This is a genomic window from Metabacillus rhizolycopersici (assembly GCF_020075705.1).
In genome coordinates, this window is the sequence record NZ_JAIQUM010000016.1 from 1 (window position 1) to 22,075 (window position 22,075).

18 protein-coding genes are annotated in these 22,075 nt (G+C 36.1%); all 18 read left to right on the forward strand.

Going from position 1 to position 22,075, the window contains the following annotated elements; genetic code table 11:
* The first annotated feature begins 541 nt into the window (after positions 1-541).
* The 18 genes from K9V48_RS09545 to K9V48_RS09630 all read left to right on the forward strand — a co-directional run bounded on the left by K9V48_RS09545 (position 542) and on the right by K9V48_RS09630 (position 21,780).
* Positions 542-2,203 carry a ribonuclease J gene (locus K9V48_RS09545; protein ID WP_224138672.1) on the forward strand — a complete coding sequence of 554 codons (1,662 nt, stop codon included), beginning with the start codon at positions 542-544 and terminating at the stop codon, positions 2,201-2,203.
* A 293-nt stretch (positions 2,204-2,496) separates the two neighbouring features.
* Entirely contained in the window at positions 2,497-3,243 is a 747-nt protein-coding gene (locus K9V48_RS09550) for a ClpP family protease (protein WP_224138674.1), read from the forward strand.
* Positions 3,240-3,464: a YlzJ-like family protein gene (locus tag K9V48_RS09555; protein WP_224138676.1), complete on the forward strand. Its 225-nt coding sequence runs from the start codon at positions 3,240-3,242 to the stop codon at positions 3,462-3,464. The genes K9V48_RS09550 and K9V48_RS09555 overlap by 4 nt, the downstream gene beginning before the upstream one ends.
* Before the next feature lie 243 nt (positions 3,465-3,707).
* Complete coding sequence (locus tag K9V48_RS09560) at positions 3,708-6,098, forward strand: DNA translocase FtsK (protein WP_224138677.1); 2,391 nt, start codon at positions 3,708-3,710, stop codon at positions 6,096-6,098.
* Positions 6,099-6,385: 287 nt separating this feature from the next.
* Positions 6,386-7,111 (forward strand): GntR family transcriptional regulator, encoded by a 726-nt coding sequence (locus K9V48_RS09565; protein ID WP_224138678.1) that lies wholly within the window; start codon positions 6,386-6,388, stop codon positions 7,109-7,111.
* 195 nt (positions 7,112-7,306) lie between these two features.
* Positions 7,307-8,380: a BMP family lipoprotein gene (locus K9V48_RS09570; RefSeq protein ID WP_308012539.1), complete on the forward strand. Its 1,074-nt coding sequence runs from the start codon at positions 7,307-7,309 to the stop codon at positions 8,378-8,380.
* Positions 8,381-8,645: 265 nt separating this feature from the next.
* The gene (locus K9V48_RS09575; protein WP_224138679.1) at positions 8,646-10,175 is read left to right on the forward strand and encodes an ABC transporter ATP-binding protein; all 1,530 of its coding nucleotides are present in this window, start codon (positions 8,646-8,648) and stop codon (positions 10,173-10,175) included.
* Entirely contained in the window at positions 10,172-11,218 is a 1,047-nt protein-coding gene (locus K9V48_RS09580; protein ID WP_224138682.1) for an ABC transporter permease, read from the forward strand. The genes K9V48_RS09575 and K9V48_RS09580 overlap by 4 nt, the downstream gene beginning before the upstream one ends.
* On the forward strand, positions 11,219-12,178 hold the full coding sequence (locus tag K9V48_RS09585; RefSeq protein ID WP_224138684.1) for an ABC transporter permease: 960 nt from the start codon (positions 11,219-11,221) through the stop codon (positions 12,176-12,178).
* 184 nt (positions 12,179-12,362) lie between these two features.
* Positions 12,363-13,601, forward strand: a complete 1,239-nt coding sequence (gene bcbE, locus K9V48_RS09590; protein ID WP_224138686.1) for a bacillibactin exporter BcbE — start codon at positions 12,363-12,365, stop codon at positions 13,599-13,601.
* Between the two features lie 192 nt (positions 13,602-13,793).
* Positions 13,794-15,071: an EF-P 5-aminopentanol modification-associated protein YfmF gene (gene yfmF, locus K9V48_RS09595; protein ID WP_224138687.1), complete on the forward strand. Its 1,278-nt coding sequence runs from the start codon at positions 13,794-13,796 to the stop codon at positions 15,069-15,071.
* Positions 15,068-16,354, forward strand: coding sequence for an EF-P 5-aminopentanol modification-associated protein YfmH (gene yfmH / locus K9V48_RS09600; RefSeq protein ID WP_224138689.1), 1,287 nt, complete (start codon positions 15,068-15,070; stop codon positions 16,352-16,354). Before yfmF ends, yfmH begins: the two co-directional genes overlap by 4 nt.
* 246 nt (positions 16,355-16,600) lie before the next feature.
* The gene (ymfI, locus tag K9V48_RS09605; protein ID WP_224138691.1) at positions 16,601-17,323 is read left to right on the forward strand and encodes an elongation factor P 5-aminopentanone reductase; all 723 of its coding nucleotides are present in this window, start codon (positions 16,601-16,603) and stop codon (positions 17,321-17,323) included.
* A 130-nt stretch (positions 17,324-17,453) separates the two neighbouring features.
* A complete protein-coding gene (locus K9V48_RS09610; RefSeq protein ID WP_111614918.1) occupies positions 17,454-17,711 on the forward strand; it encodes a DUF3243 domain-containing protein in 258 nt (85 codons plus the stop codon).
* 226 nt (positions 17,712-17,937) lie between these two features.
* The gene (locus K9V48_RS09615; RefSeq protein ID WP_224138692.1) at positions 17,938-18,729 is read left to right on the forward strand and encodes a DUF3388 domain-containing protein; all 792 of its coding nucleotides are present in this window, start codon (positions 17,938-17,940) and stop codon (positions 18,727-18,729) included.
* Between the two features lie 16 nt (positions 18,730-18,745).
* Complete coding sequence (locus K9V48_RS09620) at positions 18,746-19,624, forward strand: helix-turn-helix domain-containing protein (RefSeq protein WP_224138693.1); 879 nt, start codon at positions 18,746-18,748, stop codon at positions 19,622-19,624.
* Positions 19,625-19,923: 299 nt separating this feature from the next.
* Entirely contained in the window at positions 19,924-20,502 is a 579-nt protein-coding gene (pgsA, locus tag K9V48_RS09625; RefSeq protein WP_224138695.1) for a CDP-diacylglycerol--glycerol-3-phosphate 3-phosphatidyltransferase, read from the forward strand.
* Between the two features lie 27 nt (positions 20,503-20,529).
* Complete coding sequence (locus K9V48_RS09630; RefSeq protein WP_224138697.1) at positions 20,530-21,780, forward strand: competence/damage-inducible protein A; 1,251 nt, start codon at positions 20,530-20,532, stop codon at positions 21,778-21,780.
* Positions 21,781-22,075 lie beyond the last annotated feature (295 nt).

Below are 22,075 nucleotides of genomic sequence, written 5' to 3' on the forward strand. Positions count from 1 at the left end.
TTCAGAAATGGCATAATAAAGTGAGCTAAGAGAGGTCTATCCTCATTCATTTGAGGTGAATTTCCAAGAAAATCGCAAAAGAGGTTCGGAATGAAACCATTCCGAACCCCTTTTGTCGACAATCTGAAAGGTCTGATACTTTAATCAGACCTTTTTATTTTGTTATAGGAAACTATAAAATTCTTGTACTGTGGATAAGCGCACGACATCTAGCGCAAGCGTCCGGTCCCTCTAAGATCTCTAGCCACGCATGAATTAAAGGCAAAGTACACCTTCTAGTCATGCGCGCCTTATGCCTGCCTTAGGGCTGATCAAGGCGCTTGGGCTTTTGTTCTTTAAGAGGATCTAAAAATAGAAATACCTTGACGGAAATCTTGTTGTATTTACCTAGTTTTTCTCATTTGTTCATAGATTGACGTTAACCTATTGTAATTTGAAAAACGAAACGGTGAAAATTTCCTTGTATTCCAATTCTTTCATCAGGTATAATGTTTCTAAGTGACATTGAACGGGTACTACAATAGGGAGGATTTATGAAATCATGGAAAAGACAGAAAATATAAAATTAATCGCGCTTGGCGGCGTAGGTGAAGTCGGCAAAAATATGTTTGTAATTGAAATTAATACAGATATTTTTGTTGTTGATGCTGGGTTAATGTATCCAGAGGGTGAAATGTTAGGGATTGATATGGTTATACCAGATATTACATATTTGAAAGAAAATAGAGAGCGTGTAAAAGGGGTTTTTCTAACCAACGGTCACGATGAAAATATCGGAGGGATCTTTTACCTGCTTAATAATTTAAATGTTCCTATTTATGGGACTAAACTTACCTTAGCATTAGTCGGCGAAAAAATTAAAGAAAGTCGTATGAAACAATCAATATTAGTGAAAGAAATTGAATCCGATACAGTTTTAGCTTTTTCAAGTACAAATGTAACCTTCTTTAGAACGAATCATAGTATACCAGATTCAGTTGGGATTAGCTTTTCAACGACAATGGGGTCAATCGTACATACAGGAGACTTTAAATTTGGACAAACATCAGACCAGGGTCGTCAGATGGATATTGGGAAAATTGCCAAGATTGGTGATGAAGGTGTTTTATGCTTATTATCGGATAGTATTAATGCAGAAAAGGCTGGATTTACAGGTTCAGAATCCAGCGTTGGCGATGAAATTTCCGATGTTGTATATAGTTCCAAAGGCAGAGTCATTGTCTCGGTCTTTGCACCAAACCTCTATCGTATTCAGCAAGTAATTAATGCGGCTGTAAATAATAAGCGCAAACTTGCAGTTGTTGGTAAAAATATGAAGGATATACTAAACTTAGCTATTAATCTAGGATATATTGATGTTGAAGAAGAGTTACTCATTTCAGTTAGTGAGATCGACAAGCATCCAATAAATGAAGTTGTTATTTTAACAACAAGCAATCAGGGGGAGCCACTTGCTGTCCTTGCTAGAATGGCAAAGCAATCTCATAAACATGTCAATATCCGTGAAGACGATACAGTCCTTGTTGCAGCTACCCCAATTCCTGGGCAAGAGCTTGTGTTCTCAAAAACAATTGATTTGTTATTGAGAGCAGGTGCAAATGTAGTATTCGACCAAAAGCAAATACATGTTTCTGGACATGGACATCAAGAAGAACTAAAAATGATGCTTAACTTAACAAAGCCAACATTTTTTATTCCGATTCATGGTGAATATAAAATGCAAAAAGCACATGCAAAGTTAGCGAATCATGTAGGTATCCGTGAGGAAAACGTTTTTATCGTTGAAAAAGGTGATGTTATTGAATTCAAAGGTGACAACGTCTATACGGGTGGTAAGGTTCCAGCAGGTAATATCTTAATCGATGGCTTAGGAATTGGTGACGTTGGCAATATTGTATTACGTGATCGTCGCTTATTATCACAGGATGGGATTCTTATTGTTGTAGTCACTTTGGAAAAAAAGAAAAAACAAATTATTTCTGGCCCAGAGATCATTACAAGAGGTTTCGTCTATGTCCGTGAGTCAGAAGAGTTAATAAGTAACGCGACAGAAATTGTATCGAATATTGTTAATCGTAGCCTGCAAGAACATACAATTGAATGGTCTACTTTAAAGCTGAATATAAGAGAGGCACTTAATCAATATCTCTATGAGAAAACAAAAAGAAGGCCAATGATTTTACCAATCATCATGGAAATTTGACGGAACAAAACTGTACATCTTTATATTAATATAAGTATAGCCAAGAAATTTGCTAAAATAGTTAAAATTAGAAAAGCGTTGATCATATGGTCAATGCTTTTTTTTAACGTTTATTTGCCCGAGACCAATCAAGGCACTTGCACTTTTGTTCAAAGATAAGAATGGGGGGATAAAGAAAACTCCCACTGATGGTAGTCTAGCTTTATGTTAAGGTTACTCCGCTCTTCTTTTTCGCATGAAATCACTAAGGTTGTAAATACTACAAGGAGATTGAATTAGAAAGGATGGAAAACATGACGAATCGTGATGATTACATACAAAGTAATGAACAAAATGATGGCCCAGAGAATCAAGAAGGTAAGGAATCTTCAATTGTAGAGAAGATTCAGCAATTGGGCCAAACAAATGTGCCGCAAATGGGCCAAGATTCAAAAATTCATTGTTTAACAATTGTTGGACAAATTGAAGGCCATATCCAGCTTCCACCTCAAAATAAAACAACGAAATATGAACATGTAATTCCCCAAATCGTAGCAATTGAACAAAATCCTAATATTGAAGGCTTATTAGTCATTTTAAATACTGTTGGCGGGGATGTGGAAGCAGGTCTGGCAATTGCTGAGATGCTTTCCTCTATTTCAAAACCAACAGTGTCTATTGTTCTTGGCGGAGGCCACTCAATTGGGGTCCCAATCGCCGTTTCATGTAATTATTCATTTATCGTTGAATCAGCAACGATGACAATACATCCAGTTAGATTAACAGGTTTAGTTATTGGGGTCCCGCAAACGTTTGAGTATTTAGATAAGATGCAAGAGCGAGTGATAAATTTTGTTACAAAGAATTCAAATATTACGGAAGAAAAGTTTAAAGAACTAATGCTTTCAAAGGGGAATTTAACTCGAGATATCGGAACTAACGTAGTGGGACCAGATGCAGTAGAATACGGGTTAATTGATGAAGTTGGAGGAATCGGTCAAGCGATTCAAAAGCTGAATAGTTTTCTCGATAAATCAGATGAAGAGCAGGTGCTGCAATGATCTTTTATACGACGATGCCAGAAGAGTTGATGTTCCCTACATTAGATGATGAATATGCAAAACAAACAGTCGTTGAAATGAATGGTGTTCCTCTTCTTGTCCAAACAACGGTCGATTCCCAATATGAAATTGTTAGGGTGCTTAGTAGCGATCCTCAACATTTTCTTGATAATCAATACTGCCCAGGGCAAAAAATTACCATGTCCATTTCTACCAACTAAGATAATTATGGTATAATAAGAAAATAATGATAAAAGCAGCCTGATTTGGCTGCTTTCTTTATTACTTAAGAAAATATAAGTTTTTAACTTAGTTTCTTGTCTTATGCAAATGACTTAGCCCCTCTCAATAATAATAATCGTTGAACTTTTAGAAAAGGACAATCATCTCTGTTAAAGCCATGGCAAAAAGAGTTATAAACTTATCTTATTTTATTAGAACAAATTTACATAGGTGTGATATGAATGGTGAAACGAAAAAGAAAACGAAGAAAATCAGCGGATGATTGGAAAAAAACGTTAAAGTTTGAGCTTGCAGGATTAATTATTCTAGCGGTTGCTCTCATTGCAATTTCAAAGCTTGGATTTGTTGGAACGACAATCGTCCATTTATTCCGTTTTTTTAGCGGGGAATGGTATATGCTCTTCTTAATAGGAATCGTCATATTTTCCCTCTATTTAATTTGGAAACGTCAAATCCCAATGCTATTTACTAGACAAATGATTGGGATCTATTGTGTAACAGCCTCCCTGTTATTATTAAGTCATGTGACTCTTTTCAAAATGTTATCACATAATGGTACATTTGCTACACCAAGCGTACTCTCGAACACATTTGAATTATTTTGGATGGATGTAAAGGGAGAGGTAAGTACGGTTGATTTAGGTGGAGGAATGTTTGGAGCACTGTTTTTTGCAGCTTCATATTATTTATTCGCAGAAGCTGGCTCAAGAATCATCGCGATTGTCTTAATTGTAATCGGGATTATTTTGATTACCGGTCGATCGCTTCAAGTAACATTAGCCAAAGTTTTAGTACCTGTAGGAAACGTGTTGAAAAATCAAATCATCGGATTTATAGAAGATATGAAAAGCTTGCCAAAAGCTTTAAAGCGAAAGCGAGCCACACAAAAACAAAGTAAGAAAGAAAAAGTAGCGGAGAAGGCAAACAAAAAAGATTTAGAAATTGTTGATGACCAAGATGACCTCCAGCCAATTATCTCAAGTTTTTCTGACCATGGGGAAGCCGAAAGTCAGGAAATGATTATTCACACAATGGATGAAGATCAACATCAAAAAGTAGATGCCGCGAATGTGGCGAACACGATGCAAAGTACGAAGCAAAAAACGAAAGACGCAACACCAGCCGACCCACCTCAAGAAAAAGTGGTGCTCCAGCCGATGACGTTTGTAGAAATAGAGAACAAAGACTATGAATTACCTCCAATTGAATTATTACATGCGCCAAAACATAATGCTCAAAGTGCAGATAAGAAAAATATTTATGAAAATGCAAGAAAGCTTGAAAAAACATTTCAAAGCTTTGGTGTAAAAGCGAAGGTTACACAAGTACATTTAGGACCAGCTGTTACAAAATATGAAGTGTATCCGGATGTTGGGGTTAAAGTTAGTAAGATTGTCAATTTAAGTGATGACATAGCACTTGCACTAGCTGCAAAAGGTATTCGAATTGAGGCTCCCATTCCAGGGAAATCTGCTGTTGGTATTGAGGTGCCAAATTCGGAAGTTGCCATGGTTTCATTGAGAGAGGTACTAGAGTCGAAAGCGAATGATCGACCTGAAGCGAAGCTATTAATTGGGCTAGGACGAGATATTTCAGGAGATGCAGTATTAGCAGAACTAAATAAAATGCCACATTTACTTGTTGCAGGTGCGACTGGGAGTGGGAAAAGTGTTTGTATAAATGGTATTATCACAAGTATTTTAATGCGTGCGAAGCCACATGAAGTTAAGCTGATGATGATTGACCCCAAAATGGTAGAACTCAATGTGTATAATGGAGTCCCACATTTGCTAGCACCTGTTGTAACAGATCCGAAAAAAGCATCGCAAGCGTTGAAAAAAGTAGTGAATGAAATGGAACGTCGTTATGAGTTATTTTCACATACTGGAACAAGAAACATCGAGGGCTATAACGAAATTATAAGAAGGAATAATCGTAAGGAAGAAGCGAAGCAGCCTGAAATCCCATACATCGTTGTCATTGTTGATGAGTTAGCAGATTTAATGATGGTTGCATCTAGTGATGTTGAAGACTCCATTACAAGATTATCACAAATGGCACGTGCTGCCGGAATTCATTTAATTATTGCAACACAACGTCCATCTGTTGATGTTATTACAGGAGTCATTAAAGCGAATATTCCATCTAGGATTGCCTTTAGTGTCTCGTCCCAAACAGATTCTAGAACCATTCTAGATATGGGTGGAGCGGAAAAGCTCTTAGGTAGAGGCGATATGCTCTTTTTACCTGTTGGTTCATCAAAACCAGTCCGTGTACAAGGGGCATTTTTATCTGATGAGGAAGTGGAAGAAACAGTTGATTTTGTTATTGCTCAACAAAAAGCTCAATATCAAGAAGAAATGATTCCAACCGATATCGTAGAAACCAAAAGTGAAGTTCAGGATGATCTATATCAAGATGCCGTCCAACTTGTCGTTGACATGCAAACAGCATCTGTCTCAATGTTACAAAGACGTTTTCGTGTCGGTTATACGCGAGCAGCAAGATTAATCGATGCAATGGAGGAAAGAGGAGTTGTTGGTCCTTATGAAGGGAGCAAACCTCGAGATGTCCTAATCGCTAAAGACAATCATGATGAATTAACCTCATAATGGATATAACTAAACAGAGTATGATGTAAGATAAAATCATATTCTGTTTATTTTTTTTACGGAGCATTTTATTTTGGATTTGAGAAACGATGCTAAAACCGAACAATAGGTGATGAAACTCCCGATAATAACAAGATAATATTATTATTTTCTCTTTATTTCGACAAAAATAATTAGATTCTATTTATTTCTACTTAAAAACATGATATAGTATCTTGGATTAGAGATAGGGGTATAACATCAGAGGTCTGATCTCTTGTACATAGCGGATAAGTTGGAGGCAACGAATGAGCATAAAATCTGACAATCGACATTTGTATTTACAAGTTATTGATAAAATTAAAGAAGACATTGATAGTGGTACATACAAGGAAAAGGAAAAACTTCCATCTGAATTTGAACTGTCAAAAAGCTTAGGTGTCAGTAGAGCAACTTTACGAGAAGCACTCCGAATTTTAGAGGAAGAAAACGTAATCATAAGAAGGCATGGTGTTGGTACATTTGTAAACTCAAAGCCGCGTTTCACTTCAGGTATCGAACAATTGGATAGTGTAACAGGAATGATTGAAAAAGCAAACCTTACACCTGGTACCATATTTCTTTCATCATCGATAACTGGCGCTACAGAAGATGATGTGAAAGGATTTAGATGTGAAATTGAAGAGGAAATCTTCCAATTAGAGAGAGTACGAACAGCAAATTGTGAACCAGTGGTTTATTGTTTAGATAAAATTCCTACATATATTTTGCCGGAAACGTTTGATCATGAGCAGGAATCGTTATTTAAATTATTAGAGGAAAAAGCAAATATTTATATTAGTTATGCTGTCACACATATCGATCCAATTGGCTATCATGAGAAAATTTCTCCGATTTTGCAATGTGATCCGGAAACGTCTTTACTTTTGTTAAAGCAAATGCATTTTGATGCTCAAGATCGTCCAGTATTATATTCATTAAACTATTTTAGAGCAGACCACTTTAGTTTTCATGTTGTAAGAAAACGGTTATAAGTAAATAATAGACAATATAACGTTGTAGGGGATTACACTATATGGGGAAATACGCTTCACGTCCAAATGTGTATCACTATAATGTTGTTTTCAATGATTGTTGAGTACAATCGTACGATAGGGAGGTGATTGTGCTCGAAAATGCTGGTTAGGGTTTAAACAAATACTTAATTTAATGAATAGGGGGAAATACTGATGAAGAAAAAAAGTGGAATAGCATTATCTTTAGTACTAGCTGCTGGTACGTTATTAGCGGGTTGTGGGGCCGGTGCTGATAAGAAAGAAGAAGCTGGTGGAAAAGATGCACAAGATGCATTCTCAATTGCAATGGTAACGGATGAAGGTGGAGTTGACGATAAATCATTCAACCAATCTGCATGGGAAGGTATTCAAGAATACGGTAAAGCAAACGACCTTGAAAAGGGCAAAGGTGGTTATAATTACCTACAATCTGCAAATGATGCGGATTATGCGACAAACTTAAATACACTTGTTCGTAATGACTTTGATTTAATCTATGGAGTTGGTTATAAATTACAAGGTGCGATTGATGAAATCGCAGGTCAACAAAAAAATGCACACTTCGTTATTGTTGATAGTGTTGTTGAACAACCAAACGTTGTCAGCCTAACTTTTAAAGAGAATGAAGGTTCATACTTAGCTGGGGTTGTTGCTGGTTTAACAACGAAAACAAATAAAATTGGTTTCGTTGGTGGTATAGAGTCTGATTTAATCACAAAGTTTGAAGTTGGTTTTATTGAAGGTGTAAAAGCGGTAAATCCTAATGCAAATGTTGACGTTCAATACGCTGGATCGTTTACAGCAGCTGATAAAGGTAAAGCGATTGCTTCTAGTATGTACGGTGCTGGTATAGACATTATTTATCATGCAGCAGGCGGTAGTGGTAATGGTGTATTCTCTGAAGCGATTGACTTAAAAGTAAAAAATCCAGATCGTGAACTTTGGGTAATCGGTGTTGATAAAGACCAATATGAAGATGGTAACGGTAAGACAAAAGCTGGTGAAGAGTTTAATATTACTTTAACTTCAATGGTGAAACGTGTAGACGTTGCTGTTAAAGACCTTGCTGAAAAAGCTAAAACTGGTGAATTCCCAGGTGGAGAAGTGCTTGAATATGGAATTGAAGAAGATGCAATCGGTATTGCACCTGCTCCACATGATGAACATTTATCAGAAGAGGTAAAGACGAAAGTAGCAGAATATCAAGAGAAAATTCTTAAGGGTGAAATTGTAGTACCTACAAAATAAGAGAGAAAGTACAAAGGGGACGACTTAATAAAAATTGTCAGAACCTCTAGCATATAGAAGATGGGATCCAGCCATTATTTTCTTGTCATTGTTAGAGAGATCTGTACAATTAAGTCGCCCCTTTCTTCCTGAAAATCGGTAAATGCAAATATTCTAACTCTTTAGATTATTTGCATTTGGTGATTTTTAACCAAACTATTATTAAATATACAAAAATGAATTTAATATAATCTTCATTTTGTTCAGGAAAAAGGAGTGAATAAGCTTGGATTATGTAATTGAAATGCTAAATATTCGTAAAGAATTTCCTGGCATAATTGCAAATAATAACATTACACTTCAAGTCAAAAAAGGCGAAATTCATGCACTTTTAGGCGAAAATGGTGCAGGTAAGTCAACATTAATGAATGTTCTCTTTGGACTTTATCAACCGGAAAAAGGAGAAATTAGAGTTAAAGGTCAAAAAGTAGGTATTACGAACCCTACTATTGCAAATGACCTAGGAATTGGAATGGTTCATCAGCATTTTATGCTAGTTGATACATTTACAGTTACTGAAAATATTATCTTAGGTAATGAACCAAAAAAAGGTATCTCAATTAATTTAAAAGATGCAGAAGAGAAAGTAAAAGAAATATCAAAGAAATATGGACTTTCCGTGGATCCATCCGCAAAAATATCTGATATTTCAGTGGGGATGCAGCAACGTGTTGAAATTTTAAAAACATTATATCGTGGTGCAGAAATTTTGATTTTCGATGAACCAACAGCGGTATTAACACCACAAGAAATTAAAGAATTAATTCGCATTTTCAAGACATTAATTAATGAGGGCAAATCAATTATTTTAATTACACATAAGCTGAAGGAAATTATGGAGGTTTGTGACAGAGTTACAGTGATTCGAAAAGGTGAAGGAATTGGAACTGTCAATGTAGCTGATACAAATCCGAATGAATTAGCTTCATTAATGGTTGGTCGTGAGGTCGCCTTTACAACTGAAAAAAAACCTGCAGCACCAACAAAAGATGTGCTAGCAATTGAAAATCTAGTGGTGAAAGATAATCGGCAAGTACCTATGGTTAATTCGTTAAGTCTATCCGTTCGAGCAGGTGAAATTGTTGGAATTGCTGGAGTAGATGGTAACGGCCAATCTGAATTAATTGAGGCCATCACAGGATTAAGAAAAGTTGAAGGTGGTACCATTAAATTAAATAACAAAGCTATCACAAATATGCATCCAAGGAAAATTACCGAGTCAGGTGTCGGTCATATCCCAGAGGACCGTCACAAACATGGGCTTGTTCTTGATTTCCCAATTGGTGAGAACATGGTATTACAAACGTATTATCAGCAACCGTACTCAAAAAGCGGTGTGTTAAATTTCAAAGCAATTTATGAAAAGGCAAAGCAACTTATTAAAGAATTTGATGTAAGAACACCGAGTTCAACAACTTTAGCAAGGGCATTGTCCGGTGGAAATCAACAAAAGGCTATTATCGGTCGTGAAGTAGATCGTAATCCAGACTTATTAATTGCTGCACAACCTACACGTGGTCTAGATGTCGGCGCAATTGAATTCATTCATAATCGCCTTATTGAACAACGTGATAATGGAAGGGCTGTACTTCTCCTTTCCTTTGAATTAGATGAAATTATCAATGTAAGTGATCGTATCGCTGTCATCTATGAAGGGGAAATCGTTGCTATTGTTGATCCTAAAGAAACAACTGAACAAGAGTTAGGATTACTTATGGCTGGAAGTAAGCGTCAGAAAGCAGGTGAGACATCATGAATCTAAATCGTTATATGAACTTATTGATTCCAATAATCGCTATTTTATTAGGCTTAATTTGCGGTGCGATCATCATGTTAGTCAGTGGGTACAATCCTATTGCAGGTTATAGTGCATTATGGTATGGAATCTTCGGCGATTCATATTATATTGGTGAAACAGTAAGGCAGATAACACCATACATATTATCTGGACTAGCTGTAGCATTCGCGTTTCGAACAGGACTTTTTAATATTGGTGTTGAAGGTCAAGTTCTTGTAGGGTGGCTAGCTGCAGTTTGGGTAGGGCTTGCCTTTGAATTACCAATGATTATTCATCTGCCGCTTTCAATCATAGTAGCGGCATTAGCAGGTGCCCTTTGGGGATTTGTTCCTGGATTTTTGAAAGCACGATTTAAAGTGCATGAGGTAATCGTTTCGATCATGATGAACTACATTGCCCTCTACGTAACCAATGCAATAATAAGAGATGTCATTACTGATAATGCTGATAAGACGGATAATATCTTACCAACTGCATCATTACGTTCTGGATTTTTTGAAAATCTAACTGATTTCTCAAGGATGCACAATGGTATTTTTATCGCAATTATTGCCACGATTATTATGTGGTTTTTACTTGAAAAAACAACGAAGGGCTTTGAACTTCGTGCTGTCGGGTTTAACCATGATGCCGCACACTATTCCGGTATGAAGGTGAATCGAAATATCATCTTATCAATGGTTATTTCCGGAGCATTTGCAGGGCTAGCAGGTGCAATGGAAGGATTAGGTACATTTGAATTTGCTTCAGTAAAGAGTGGTTTTACTGGAATTGGATTTGATGGTATTGCGGTAGCCCTTATTGGCGGAAACACTGCATTAGGTGTGATATTTGGAGCAGTATTATTTGGTGGGCTAAAAGTTGGTGCTTTAAATATGCCTTCAGAAGCTGGCGTGCCAAATGAGCTGGTTGAAATTGTCATTGCCCTTATTATCTTCTTCGTAGCTGCAAGCTATTTTATTCGCCTGCTTTTATTTCGTTTTAAAAAGGAGGGGAAATAAATGAGTATTTTACAGGCATTAGAAATAATCATTCCAACAGCGATGTTTGTTGCTGCTCCTCTTATCTTTACTGCGCTTGGTGGTGTTTTAAGTGAGCGCTCAGGTGTTGTTAATATTGGTCTTGAGGGATTAATGATTATTGGAGCGTTTGTGGGGATTGTATTTAATTTAAGTTTTGTCGATATGTTTGGAAGTGCAACACCATGGCTTTCCATTTTAGTTGCGATGATCGTAACAGCTATATTCTCTTTACTTCATGCTGTAGCATCTATTACATTTAGAGCCGATCAAACAGTTAGTGGTGTTGCGATTAACTTTTTAGCTCTTGGTTTATCCTTATTTTTAGTGAAAATTATTTATGGAAAAGGTCAAACAGACCGGATAAGTGTGAGTTTTAATAAATGGGATGTACCGATCTTGAGTGATATTCCAATAATCGGTAAAATATTCTTTTCAGGTGGATATGTTACTTCTTACATCGCGATCATAGTAGCTGTTGTCGTTTGGTATGTATTATACAAAACGCCATTTGGTCTTCGTCTCCGCTCAGTAGGGGAACATCCAATGGCTGCAGATACGATGGGGATTAATGTAACAAGAATGAGATACATTGGCGTTATACTTAGTGGCGCATTTGCAGGAATCGGTGGTGCGGTATATGCAACGATCATTTCAAGGGATTTCAGTCATGCAACAATAAGTGGTCAAGGATTTATGGCACTAGCGGCCGTTATTTTTGGTAAATGGCATCCTCTAGGTGCGATGGGAGCAGCATTATTTTTTGGACTTGCACAAGGCCTAAGCATAATTGGTGGATCTATTCCATTCTTAAAGGATATCCCAACTGTTTACTTGCTTATCTTGCCATATGTGTTAACAATCCTTGCTTTAACAGGATTTATTGGACGTGCGGATGCACCAAAAGCGTCTGGAACTCCTTATATAAAAGGAAAACGTTAATAAGTATCATTCGTGCTTCTTCAACTTTTGTTGGAGAAGTTTTTTATATTATTTAAAGTTGAAATCCTATTTTAATCTCGAAGTGGTAGCGAATTTCTCTTTCCTAGTTATCCCAGTATATGTTAGGCAGAGGAGACGCAAAATGATAATGTTATTAAAAATAATGTAGACAAGGTGAAAAAAAATGGAAGCAAGAAAGAAGCTCGATTTGTTAGCACTATCATCTGTTCCACTCGTCATGACATTAGGAAATTCTATGTTAATTCCAGTTCTTCCTTTAATCTCAAAAAACTTAAAAATTAATTCCTTTCAAGTATCACTAATTATTAGTGTCTATTCAATCGTTGCGATTTTTTTAATACCGATTGCAGGGTATTTGTCAGATCGTTTCGGTAGGAAAAATGTCATGGTACCATGTTTAATCATTGCGGGTATAGGTGGAGCGGTTTCTGGTTGGGCTTCTTGGAAGATGGATGACCCCTTTATGTTCATTTTACTAGGAAGAGTATTACAGGGGATTGGCTCTGCTGGAGCAGCACCAGTGGTCATTCCGTTAGTGGGGGATATGTTTACAGAGGATGAACAAATAACAGCAGGTCTTGGGTTAACGGAAACAGCAAATACAGCTGGAAAGGTTTTAAGTCCTGTCATTGGTGCAACACTCGCTACTTTTATTTGGTTCTTACCTTTTTTGTTTATTCCTTTTTTTAGCGCAATAAGTGTTTTCCTTGTTATTTTTCTAGTGAAGGTCCCTAAGAAAAAAGAAAAGGAGATAGAACCAATTAAGGAATTTCTTCGTTCTGTTAAAGAGTGTTTTAAACACAATGGAAAATGGCTTTTTGCGATATTCTTAGTTGGTGGTATTATTATGTTTGTTTTGTTTGGAATTCTTTTTTATTTATCAGATATGCTTGAAAAGCAATATGCGATTGACGGTGTAAAAAAGGGCTTACTATTGGCGATTCCTTTATTAGCTCTCTCCATTAGCTCATTTATTTCAGGGAAAAAAATTGGTGAGAGCAAAAATCTAATGAAAATCGTTATTGTTGTTGGAATGGGATTGGTGACAGTATCCTTTATCGCATTAAGAATACAACATTCCTTTTTTTATTTAATTTCTTTTTTAGTTATTACAGGAATCGGAATTGGAATTTCGTTGCCAAGCCTCGATGCCATTATTACGCAAAGAATTGAAAAAGATCAAAGAGGTACAATGACATCGTTTTATAGTTCAATGAGATTTATTGGCGTTGCGGCGGGCCCCCCTGCTTATTCCTACTTTATGACGGTATCAGACCATCTAATTTATTATATTTCTGGTGGAGCAAGTCTTCTGGCTGCCATTGTCGTCATCGTATTTATTAAATCGAAAGATCATCACCAAAAGGATGTAGAAAAATGGAGGATTCCTAAACTAGTATAAGGAGGTCGCTTACCCATATTAGAAATAAGTGTTTTATGCCATGATCGCGGTTTGATACAGCTCGATTGGTAATACTTTGTATAATGAGGATAAATGTTAGAAAGAATAAATTCGTAGAAAAATGTGTATTATTTCCTTTATTATCCTCGTATTGTTATAATTACAAGCAATTAGCTATAAAGGAGGGTCATAATGACATATATTGATGAAGAGATTGTTGACGTTAATGGATTGTCTGTCCATACCTTGCGAACGAAAAAGTTTAAAACGAATACAATTGTTTTAAAGCTCCTTGCACCATTAAATAAACAAGATGTTACATATAGAGCATTATTACCATATGTTCTTCAAAGAGGTACGAAAAATTTCCCTACTAGTACTAGTCTTAGACAGCATTTGGATGAACTATATGGTGCGACACTTCATGTGGACCTTGCAAAAAAGGGAGAAAATCACATTATTTCATTTCGGATGGAAATTGCAAATGAAAAATTTTTATCAGATTCTACCCCTCTATTAGAAAAAGGGATAAAGTTGTTATCTGAGATTATTTTAGATCCTTTACTTGAAGGTGAAGTATTTAAAGAAGAAATTGTTACACAGGAAAAAAGAACGATGAAGCAGCGTATCCAGTCTGTATATGATGACAAGATGAGATATTCTAATTTGCGTCTAGTACAAGAAATGTGTAAAGAAGAACCATATGCATTACATGTAAATGGTGAAATTGACGATATAGATGGAATTTCTCCAAAGACATTATTTGACTATTATCAAAAGGCATTGCGTTCAGATAAAATCGATTTATATGTAGTTGGTGATTTAAATCAACAAGAAGTAGAAGGGTATGCAAAAAAACACTTTTCATTTGACAATGCGTTTGAACCGGCAGTTGAAGCAACTTTTAATAAAGATGTGAAAGAAAAAGAAGTAATTGAAGAGCAAGATGTTAAACAAGGGAAATTAAATATTGGTTATCGGACAAATAGTACATATTGCGACGATGACTACTACGCTTTACAAGTATTCAATGGGATTTTTGGCGGATTTTCACATTCTAAGTTATTTATTAATGTACGTGAGAAGGCGAGTCTAGCCTATTATGCTGCATCAAGGGTGGAGAGTCATAAAGGGTTACTAATGGTCATGTCTGGAATTGAGAATCAAAATTACAATCAGGCTGTTACGATTATTCGTGAACAAATGGCTGCAATGAAAAAGGGCGATTTTACCGACCAGGAATTTGCGCAAACGAAGGCAGTTATCCGTAATCAATTATTAGAAACGATTGATACGCCTCATGGCATAGTTGAAATTGTGTATCATAATATCATTGCTCAGATTAACCGTTCTTTTGATGAATATTTACAAGGAATTGAGAAGGTTACAAAAGAAGATGTTGTAAAAGTAGGCGAAAAGGTAGAGTTAGATACAATTTATTTCTTAAAAGGAATGGGGGGAAATGCATGACAAATCCTATTCGTTTTGAGCAACTGCAGGAAGAACTATATTATGAAAAAATGGAAAACGGACTTGATGTCTATGTATTACCGAAAAAGGGATTTAACAAAACATTTGCTACATTTACAACGAAATACGGTTCGATAGATAATCGATTTGTCCCATTAAATAAAAATGAAATGAATTCAGTACCGGACGGAATTGCACACTTTCTTGAACATAAACTTTTTGAAAAAGAAGACGGAGATGTGTTTCAACAATTTAGTAAACAAGGAGCTTCAGCCAATGCGTTTACTTCATTTACACGCACTGCTTACTTGTTCTCTAGTACGAGTGATGTTGAACAGAATCTTGAAACATTAATTGATTTTGTGCAAGATCCCTATTTTTCAGAACAAACAGTTGAAAAAGAAAAAGGGATTATTGGGCAGGAAATCAATATGTATGATGATAATCCCGATTGGCGCTTATATTTTGGACTGATCCAAAACCTTTATCAAAACCATCCGGTCAGAATCGATATTGCTGGAACAATCGAATCAATTGCTAAAATTACGAAGGACTCTTTATATGAGTGTTATCATACGTTCTACCATCCAAGTAATATGCTCCTTTTTATTGTTGGTGCTGTAGAACCAGAGGAAATCTTAAAGCAAGTAAGAGAAAACCAGCAGAAAAAGGATTTCACTGCACAGTCAGAAATTAAAAGGGAATTTCCGAGTGAGCCATCAGGAGCATATAAAAAGCTAGAAAAGTTAAAAATGAATGTGCAGAGTCCTAAATGTTTAGTTGGATTAAAAGCAAAAAGACCGAATCGCTCCGGGAAAGAGTTATTAAAATATGAACTATCTATGAACATTATCTTAGATATGCTGTTTAGTAAGAGCTCTCCATACTACGAAAATCTCTATAGTGAAGGGCTTATTGACGACACGTTCAGTTACGATTATACCGAAGAAAATGGATTTGGCTTTGCGATGATCGGTGGCGATACTAAGCATCCAGATGAACTGGCAGAGCAAATTAAACAAATATTATTCAAGGCTAAAAATGAGGGTGTAGACTTTACTACATTTGATTCCGCGAAAAATAAAAAAATAGGTACGTTTTTACGAGCCATTAACTCACCTGAATATATCGCAAATCAATTTACACGATATGCCTTTAATGAGATGAATCTTTTTGATGTTGTACCAACGCTTGAATCGTTAACACAAGAAGATATTACAGCTGTTCTCAAAGAGGCAGTTGAAGATGAATTATTCTCAGTTTGTCAAGTTGTACCGAAGTAACTAAAGGATGCTACAATCTATTGAAAAGGGTAGAAAGGCCTGACATAAGTCGGGTCTTTTTTGAGAGATAAGAAAGTATAAAATTTTTTGAATTAGTTTTCGTGTCTAGCGCAAGCGTCCTAGCCCCTCGAGGTCATAAGACGCTCAGGAATTGAAGGCAAAGAACACCTTCTATTCATTCCTGAGCGTCCTATGCTATGCCTGAGGCTGAACAAGGCGCTTGCGCTTTTCTTAAGGAGAGAAAGAATGGATAAATATGCTTTAATAACTGGCGCAAGTGGTGGGATTGGGTCCGCGATTGCAAAAAAACTTATTGAGGATGGCTATCATTTATATGTTCATTATCATCAAAATGAGCGGGCGATGATGGAGCTAATTAGATCTATTTCTATAAATAAAAACATTGTGATCCCAATTCAAGCGAATTTAACGAAGCAATCGGGCGTTCAATACTTAATAGATCAAATTCAAATGCCGATTGACTTACTTATTCTAAATAGTGGCATGAGTTTTTACGGCTTAGTGACAGATATGAGTGATGATGATATAGATCAAATGGTGAATATACATATAACAAGTCCTTTTCGTCTAACGCAAAAATTGATTCCGATGATGATTAGAAAAAGAGCAGGTAATATTATTGTGATTTCATCAATTTGGGGAATAACAGGAGCTTCGTGTGAGGTGTTGTACTCAATGGTTAAAGGCGGCCAAAACTCATTTGTAAAAGCTCTTGCGAAAGAGCTTGCTCCTAGTCAAATTCGAGTAAACGCGATTGCGCCTGGAGCAATTCAAACCCGAATGCTTTCTAATTTTTCAACAGAGGAATTAACTGAACTAGAGGAAGAAATCCCACTCGGGCGGTTAGGACAACCAGACGAAATTGCCAATACAGTATCTTTTTTAGCATCTAAGCAAGCATCTTATATTACAGGTCAGGTGATATCGGTGAATGGTGGCTGGTGTTAAGAAAACGAACGGGACTAGTGCTCGACCTAATGATCAAAATCATAATGGTAAAAAACTTTTGCAAGCAATGGAATAGATTGTGCCTCAAAAGGAACAATATACTTGAAACCATTATAAAGGAGGTTTTCTTATGTCTGTTTTAGAAAATTGGGATGAATGGAAAAATTTCCTCGGTGATCGCTTAAATCATGCTGAAAACCAAGGTATGGACGAAAAAGTTATCAATAACTTAGCATTTGAAGTCGGTGATTATTTAGCAAAGCAGGTTGATCCAAAGAATACTCAAGAACGAGTGTTGGCAGATCTTTGGAGTGTAGCATCTCAACAAGAGCAACAAGCAATTGCTAGTATGATGGTAAAACTTGTTCAAAATAACGGTTCACATTAAAAAGAGAGGAGAAATCCTCTCTTTTTCTATATCATCATGTTATTTTCAACATGTAAAACCTCACAGAATGAAGATCACTTTCTCCTTTATAGACGTGATTATAAAAAAATGCTTTCATCAAATCAAACATGTACAAGGCTTTTGCACTTTTCAATATTCTACTTTCTTCTTTTGGGGAAATCATATATTATAGGATGTAGTGGTTGATTTGAAAGGGTGACCTAACTTGTCATTTGAATGGTATTTAGAATATGAAATTCAAAATAATCGTCCAGGGCTCCTTGGAGATATTTCATCTTTATTAGGAATGTTATCAATCAATATAATTACAATAAATGGTGTCGATGATTCCAGACGTGGACTTTTGATGAAATGTGGAAGCAATGATCAAATACGTAGACTTGAATCAATCTTAAATACGATGGACAACATAACAGTTACAAAGCTTAGGGTACCAAAGCTACGCGATCGATTAGCTGTTCGACATGGACGATACATACAGCGAGATGCTGACGATAAAAAAACCTTTAGATTTGTACGTGATGAACTCGGACTTTTAGTTGATTTTATGGCTGAATTATACAAACAGGATGGTCATAAATTAATTGGAATTCGTGGCATGCCAAGGGTAGGGAAAACAGAATCGATTGTAGCTTCAAGTGTTTGTGCGAATAAAAAGTGGTTATTTGTTTCTTCTACTTTGTTAAAGCAAACAATCCGTAGTCAGTTAATTGCTGATGAATATAATGATGATAATGTCTTCATTATCGATGGGATTGTTTCTACGAGAAGAGGTACTGAACAACATCTTCAACTTGTAAGAGAAATAATGAGACTATCTGCAACAAAAGTAGTAGAACATCCCGATATTTTTGTGCAAAATACTGAATATACGATTGATGATTTTGATTATATAATAGAAATTCGCAATGAGCCTGGTGAGGAAATTACCTATAAAGATGCTGAGGAACCGCAAATGATGTTTGATTCTTCTAGTCTTTCAGGCTTTGACTTTTAACTATGGGGTGTTACGGTTGAGTGAACTAGGAAATCGACTTAAGCAAGAAAGAGAAGAAAAAAACATTAGCTTAGACGACCTTCAAGCAATAACGAAAATTCAAAAAAGGTACTTAATTGGTATTGAAGAAGGTAACTATTCAATGATTCCAGGGAATTTTTATGTTCGAGCATTTATCAAGCAGTACGCTGAGGCAGTGAATTTAAATCCAGAAATCATCTTTGAAGAATATAAAAATGAAGTTCCAAGTACATATAATGATGATTTACCTGAACAACTTTCACGAGTAAAAACACATAAAGAGCTGCCTAAAACTGCTTCTAAGCTTCTTGAGTTACTGCCTAAACTATTAACTGTTGCTGTGATTATTGTGATTGCAATTGTCTTTTGGATATGGAAACAAAACGCACATGTAGCAGATCCAAATAATAATGATCCGGTTACTGACGAAGTGAATGATGTTGAATATGAAACAGCTGAAAAGCCTAAACCTGAAGAAAACAAGAATGAAGAGCCTGTTGTTGAGAAGCAACAAGATTCTCAAGTAGAAGCAGAGCCTGAAACAAAACCTGAAGAACAGGTTCAAAAGTTAACCGTTAAAGAGGTTAACGGAGGCGCAACAACCTACGAGCTAACTGGTACGGATAAATTTGAACTAGAGGTCATTGCAAAAGGGCGAACTTGGGTAGGTATTAAAAATGGAAAAAATAAGAGCTTTTTTGGTGCTGAGATCCCTCAAGGGGAATCAAAAGTAAATGATTTTACAGCGGAATCAGAAATCAAAGTAAGAGTTGGAAACGTTCCTGGCACTGATTTGAAAATCAATGGTGAGTTATTAAAATATGAGGATACTAAGAAAACACCTCAAAACATTACCATTATTTATAACAAATAATAGGGACTGACTCATGTTGTAGAGTCAGGCATCTATTCAAACATGTATAGTAATTTTGAAGCTATACATGTTTGGTTAGGTGTCTGACCATTAACTTGAGTCGTCCCCATTTGTGTTATATAGTAAGATTTATCTGATTTTTATCCGGCAGATATCCCTAAACATTTCTTCTTTGTTTCATTTGAATCTCAGGGGAAAGGGACTCTCCGTGAAGAATCACAGTTATTTAAAATTTTACGCCTGTAACAAACGTTTTCAAAACGACTAATTCATCAATACGAAATACGGAGGATAAACACATGAATTTGCCAAATAAAATTACAATCTCAAGAATTTTTCTCATTCCTGTTTTTATGATTATCATGCTCGTTCCATTTAACTGGGGAGAATTAACCTTTGGGTCTGAATCGATTTTAGTTACCCATTTTGTTGGTGCTCTTATCTTTATCATTGCATCCACAACAGATTGGATTGACGGTTATTATGCACGAAAGCTTAATCAGGTGACAAACCTTGGGAAATTTTTAGATCCGTTAGCGGACAAGCTACTTGTTTCTGCTGCATTAATCATATTAGTAGAGCTTAAACTTGCACCTTCTTGGATGGTCATCCTTATTATAAGTCGTGAGTTCGCAGTCACAGGATTAAGACTTGTTTTAGCAGGGACAGGCGAAGTTGTGGCAGCGAACATGTTAGGTAAAATTAAAACATGGACACAAATCATTGCAATCTCAGCATTACTACTACATAATCTGCCATTTGAATTTATTAACCTGCCATTTGCGACCATTGCCTTGTGGGTTGCAACATTTTTCACGGTGATATCTGGATGGGATTATTTCAGTAAAAATAAACAAGCATTTATCAACTCGAAATAATTTTTAAGCTCTCAGGAGGGGAACCAAATGAATGTCCGTACAGAGATAATAGCGGTTGGCTCTGAATTGCTGCTTGGTCAAATAGTAAATAGCAATGCTCAATTTTTATCTTCGCAGTTAGCTGATCTTGGAATGAATGTTTATTATCATACAGTCGTCGGAGACAATTCCGCGCGACTTGAACAAGCGATAAAGATTGCCCAAGACCGTTCAAATGTGATTATTTTCACAGGAGGGCTCGGGCCTACGAAGGACGATTTAACGAAAGAAACCATTTCAAGAACAATTGGTAAAGAGCTTGTTTTTGATCAGGAAGCATTAGAATACATCGAACAATACTTTGTTCAAACGAAAAGAATCATGTCTGAAAATAATAAAAAGCAAGCACTTGTATTAGATGGTGCAAACATCCTGAAAAATGATTATGGAATGGCTCCTGGGATGGCTTTGGAAGTTGATGGAACCATCTATATGCTATTACCTGGCCCACCTAAGGAAATGAAGCCCATGTTTCAAAACTATGGTCGTACATATTTCCAAAATCAACTTGGTTTCCAAGAAAAGATTACTTCTCGCGTGTTAAGGTATTTTGGGATTGGGGAATCCCAGCTTGAAACAGATATACAAGACATTATTGATGAACAGGTAAACCCAACTGTTGCACCTTTAGCAGGTGACGGAGAAGTAACATTACGATTAACCGCAAAGCATGTAGATGAAAACATTGCCAATCAACTACTAAATGATCTTGAACAGAAAATTAACGCACGTGTAGGTGAGTTTTTTTACGGCTATGAGCAAACGACTCTCGCAAAAGAACTAACAAAGCTATTAGTCGAAAAGGGAAAAACAATTTCTGCTGCAGAAAGTTTAACAGGCGGTATGTTTTCAGAACAAATCACTGCCTTAGATGGTGCATCACAATTTTTAAAAGGAAGCATTGTTTGTTATACAAATGAGATGAAGGCTCAAGTACTAAATGTCTCAATTGATACACTCGCTAAATTCGGGGCTGTTAGTGAACAATGTGCAAAGGAAATGGCCGAACAAATACGGAAATTAGCGAAAAGTGATATCGGTATTAGCTTTACAGGTGTAGCTGGTCCAAAGCCGCATGAGGGACAGCCAGTAGGTACAGTCTTTATCGGTATCGCAACTCAAGGCCATGAAACTCAAGTTTACAAGTTTCATTTTGCAGGTACACGAAATGGAATTCGGGTTCGAACGGTAAAGTATGGATGCCATTATTTGGTTAAACTATTAACGGAAATAGAATGATATAATGGTCTCTAGTGATAATCTAAAATGATTATATAATTGAGAGACATAGATAGGATCTGATTTTCAGATTCTATTTTTTTCGCTAATTACGGGAGAGAACATCTCTCTGCTGATGGAAACTTTCAGTTACTAAGTGTAAAAATGTAATTATTTCGCAGATTATTGTATTCATTATTGAATATCCTTCTAATTAAAAAATAAATTTTTCGTTAGATTTTCAAACGAAAACAATCGAATAAATGTTCGATTTTTACTTGGCAAACGATAAAAAAAGCTGTATATTTAGTATAGA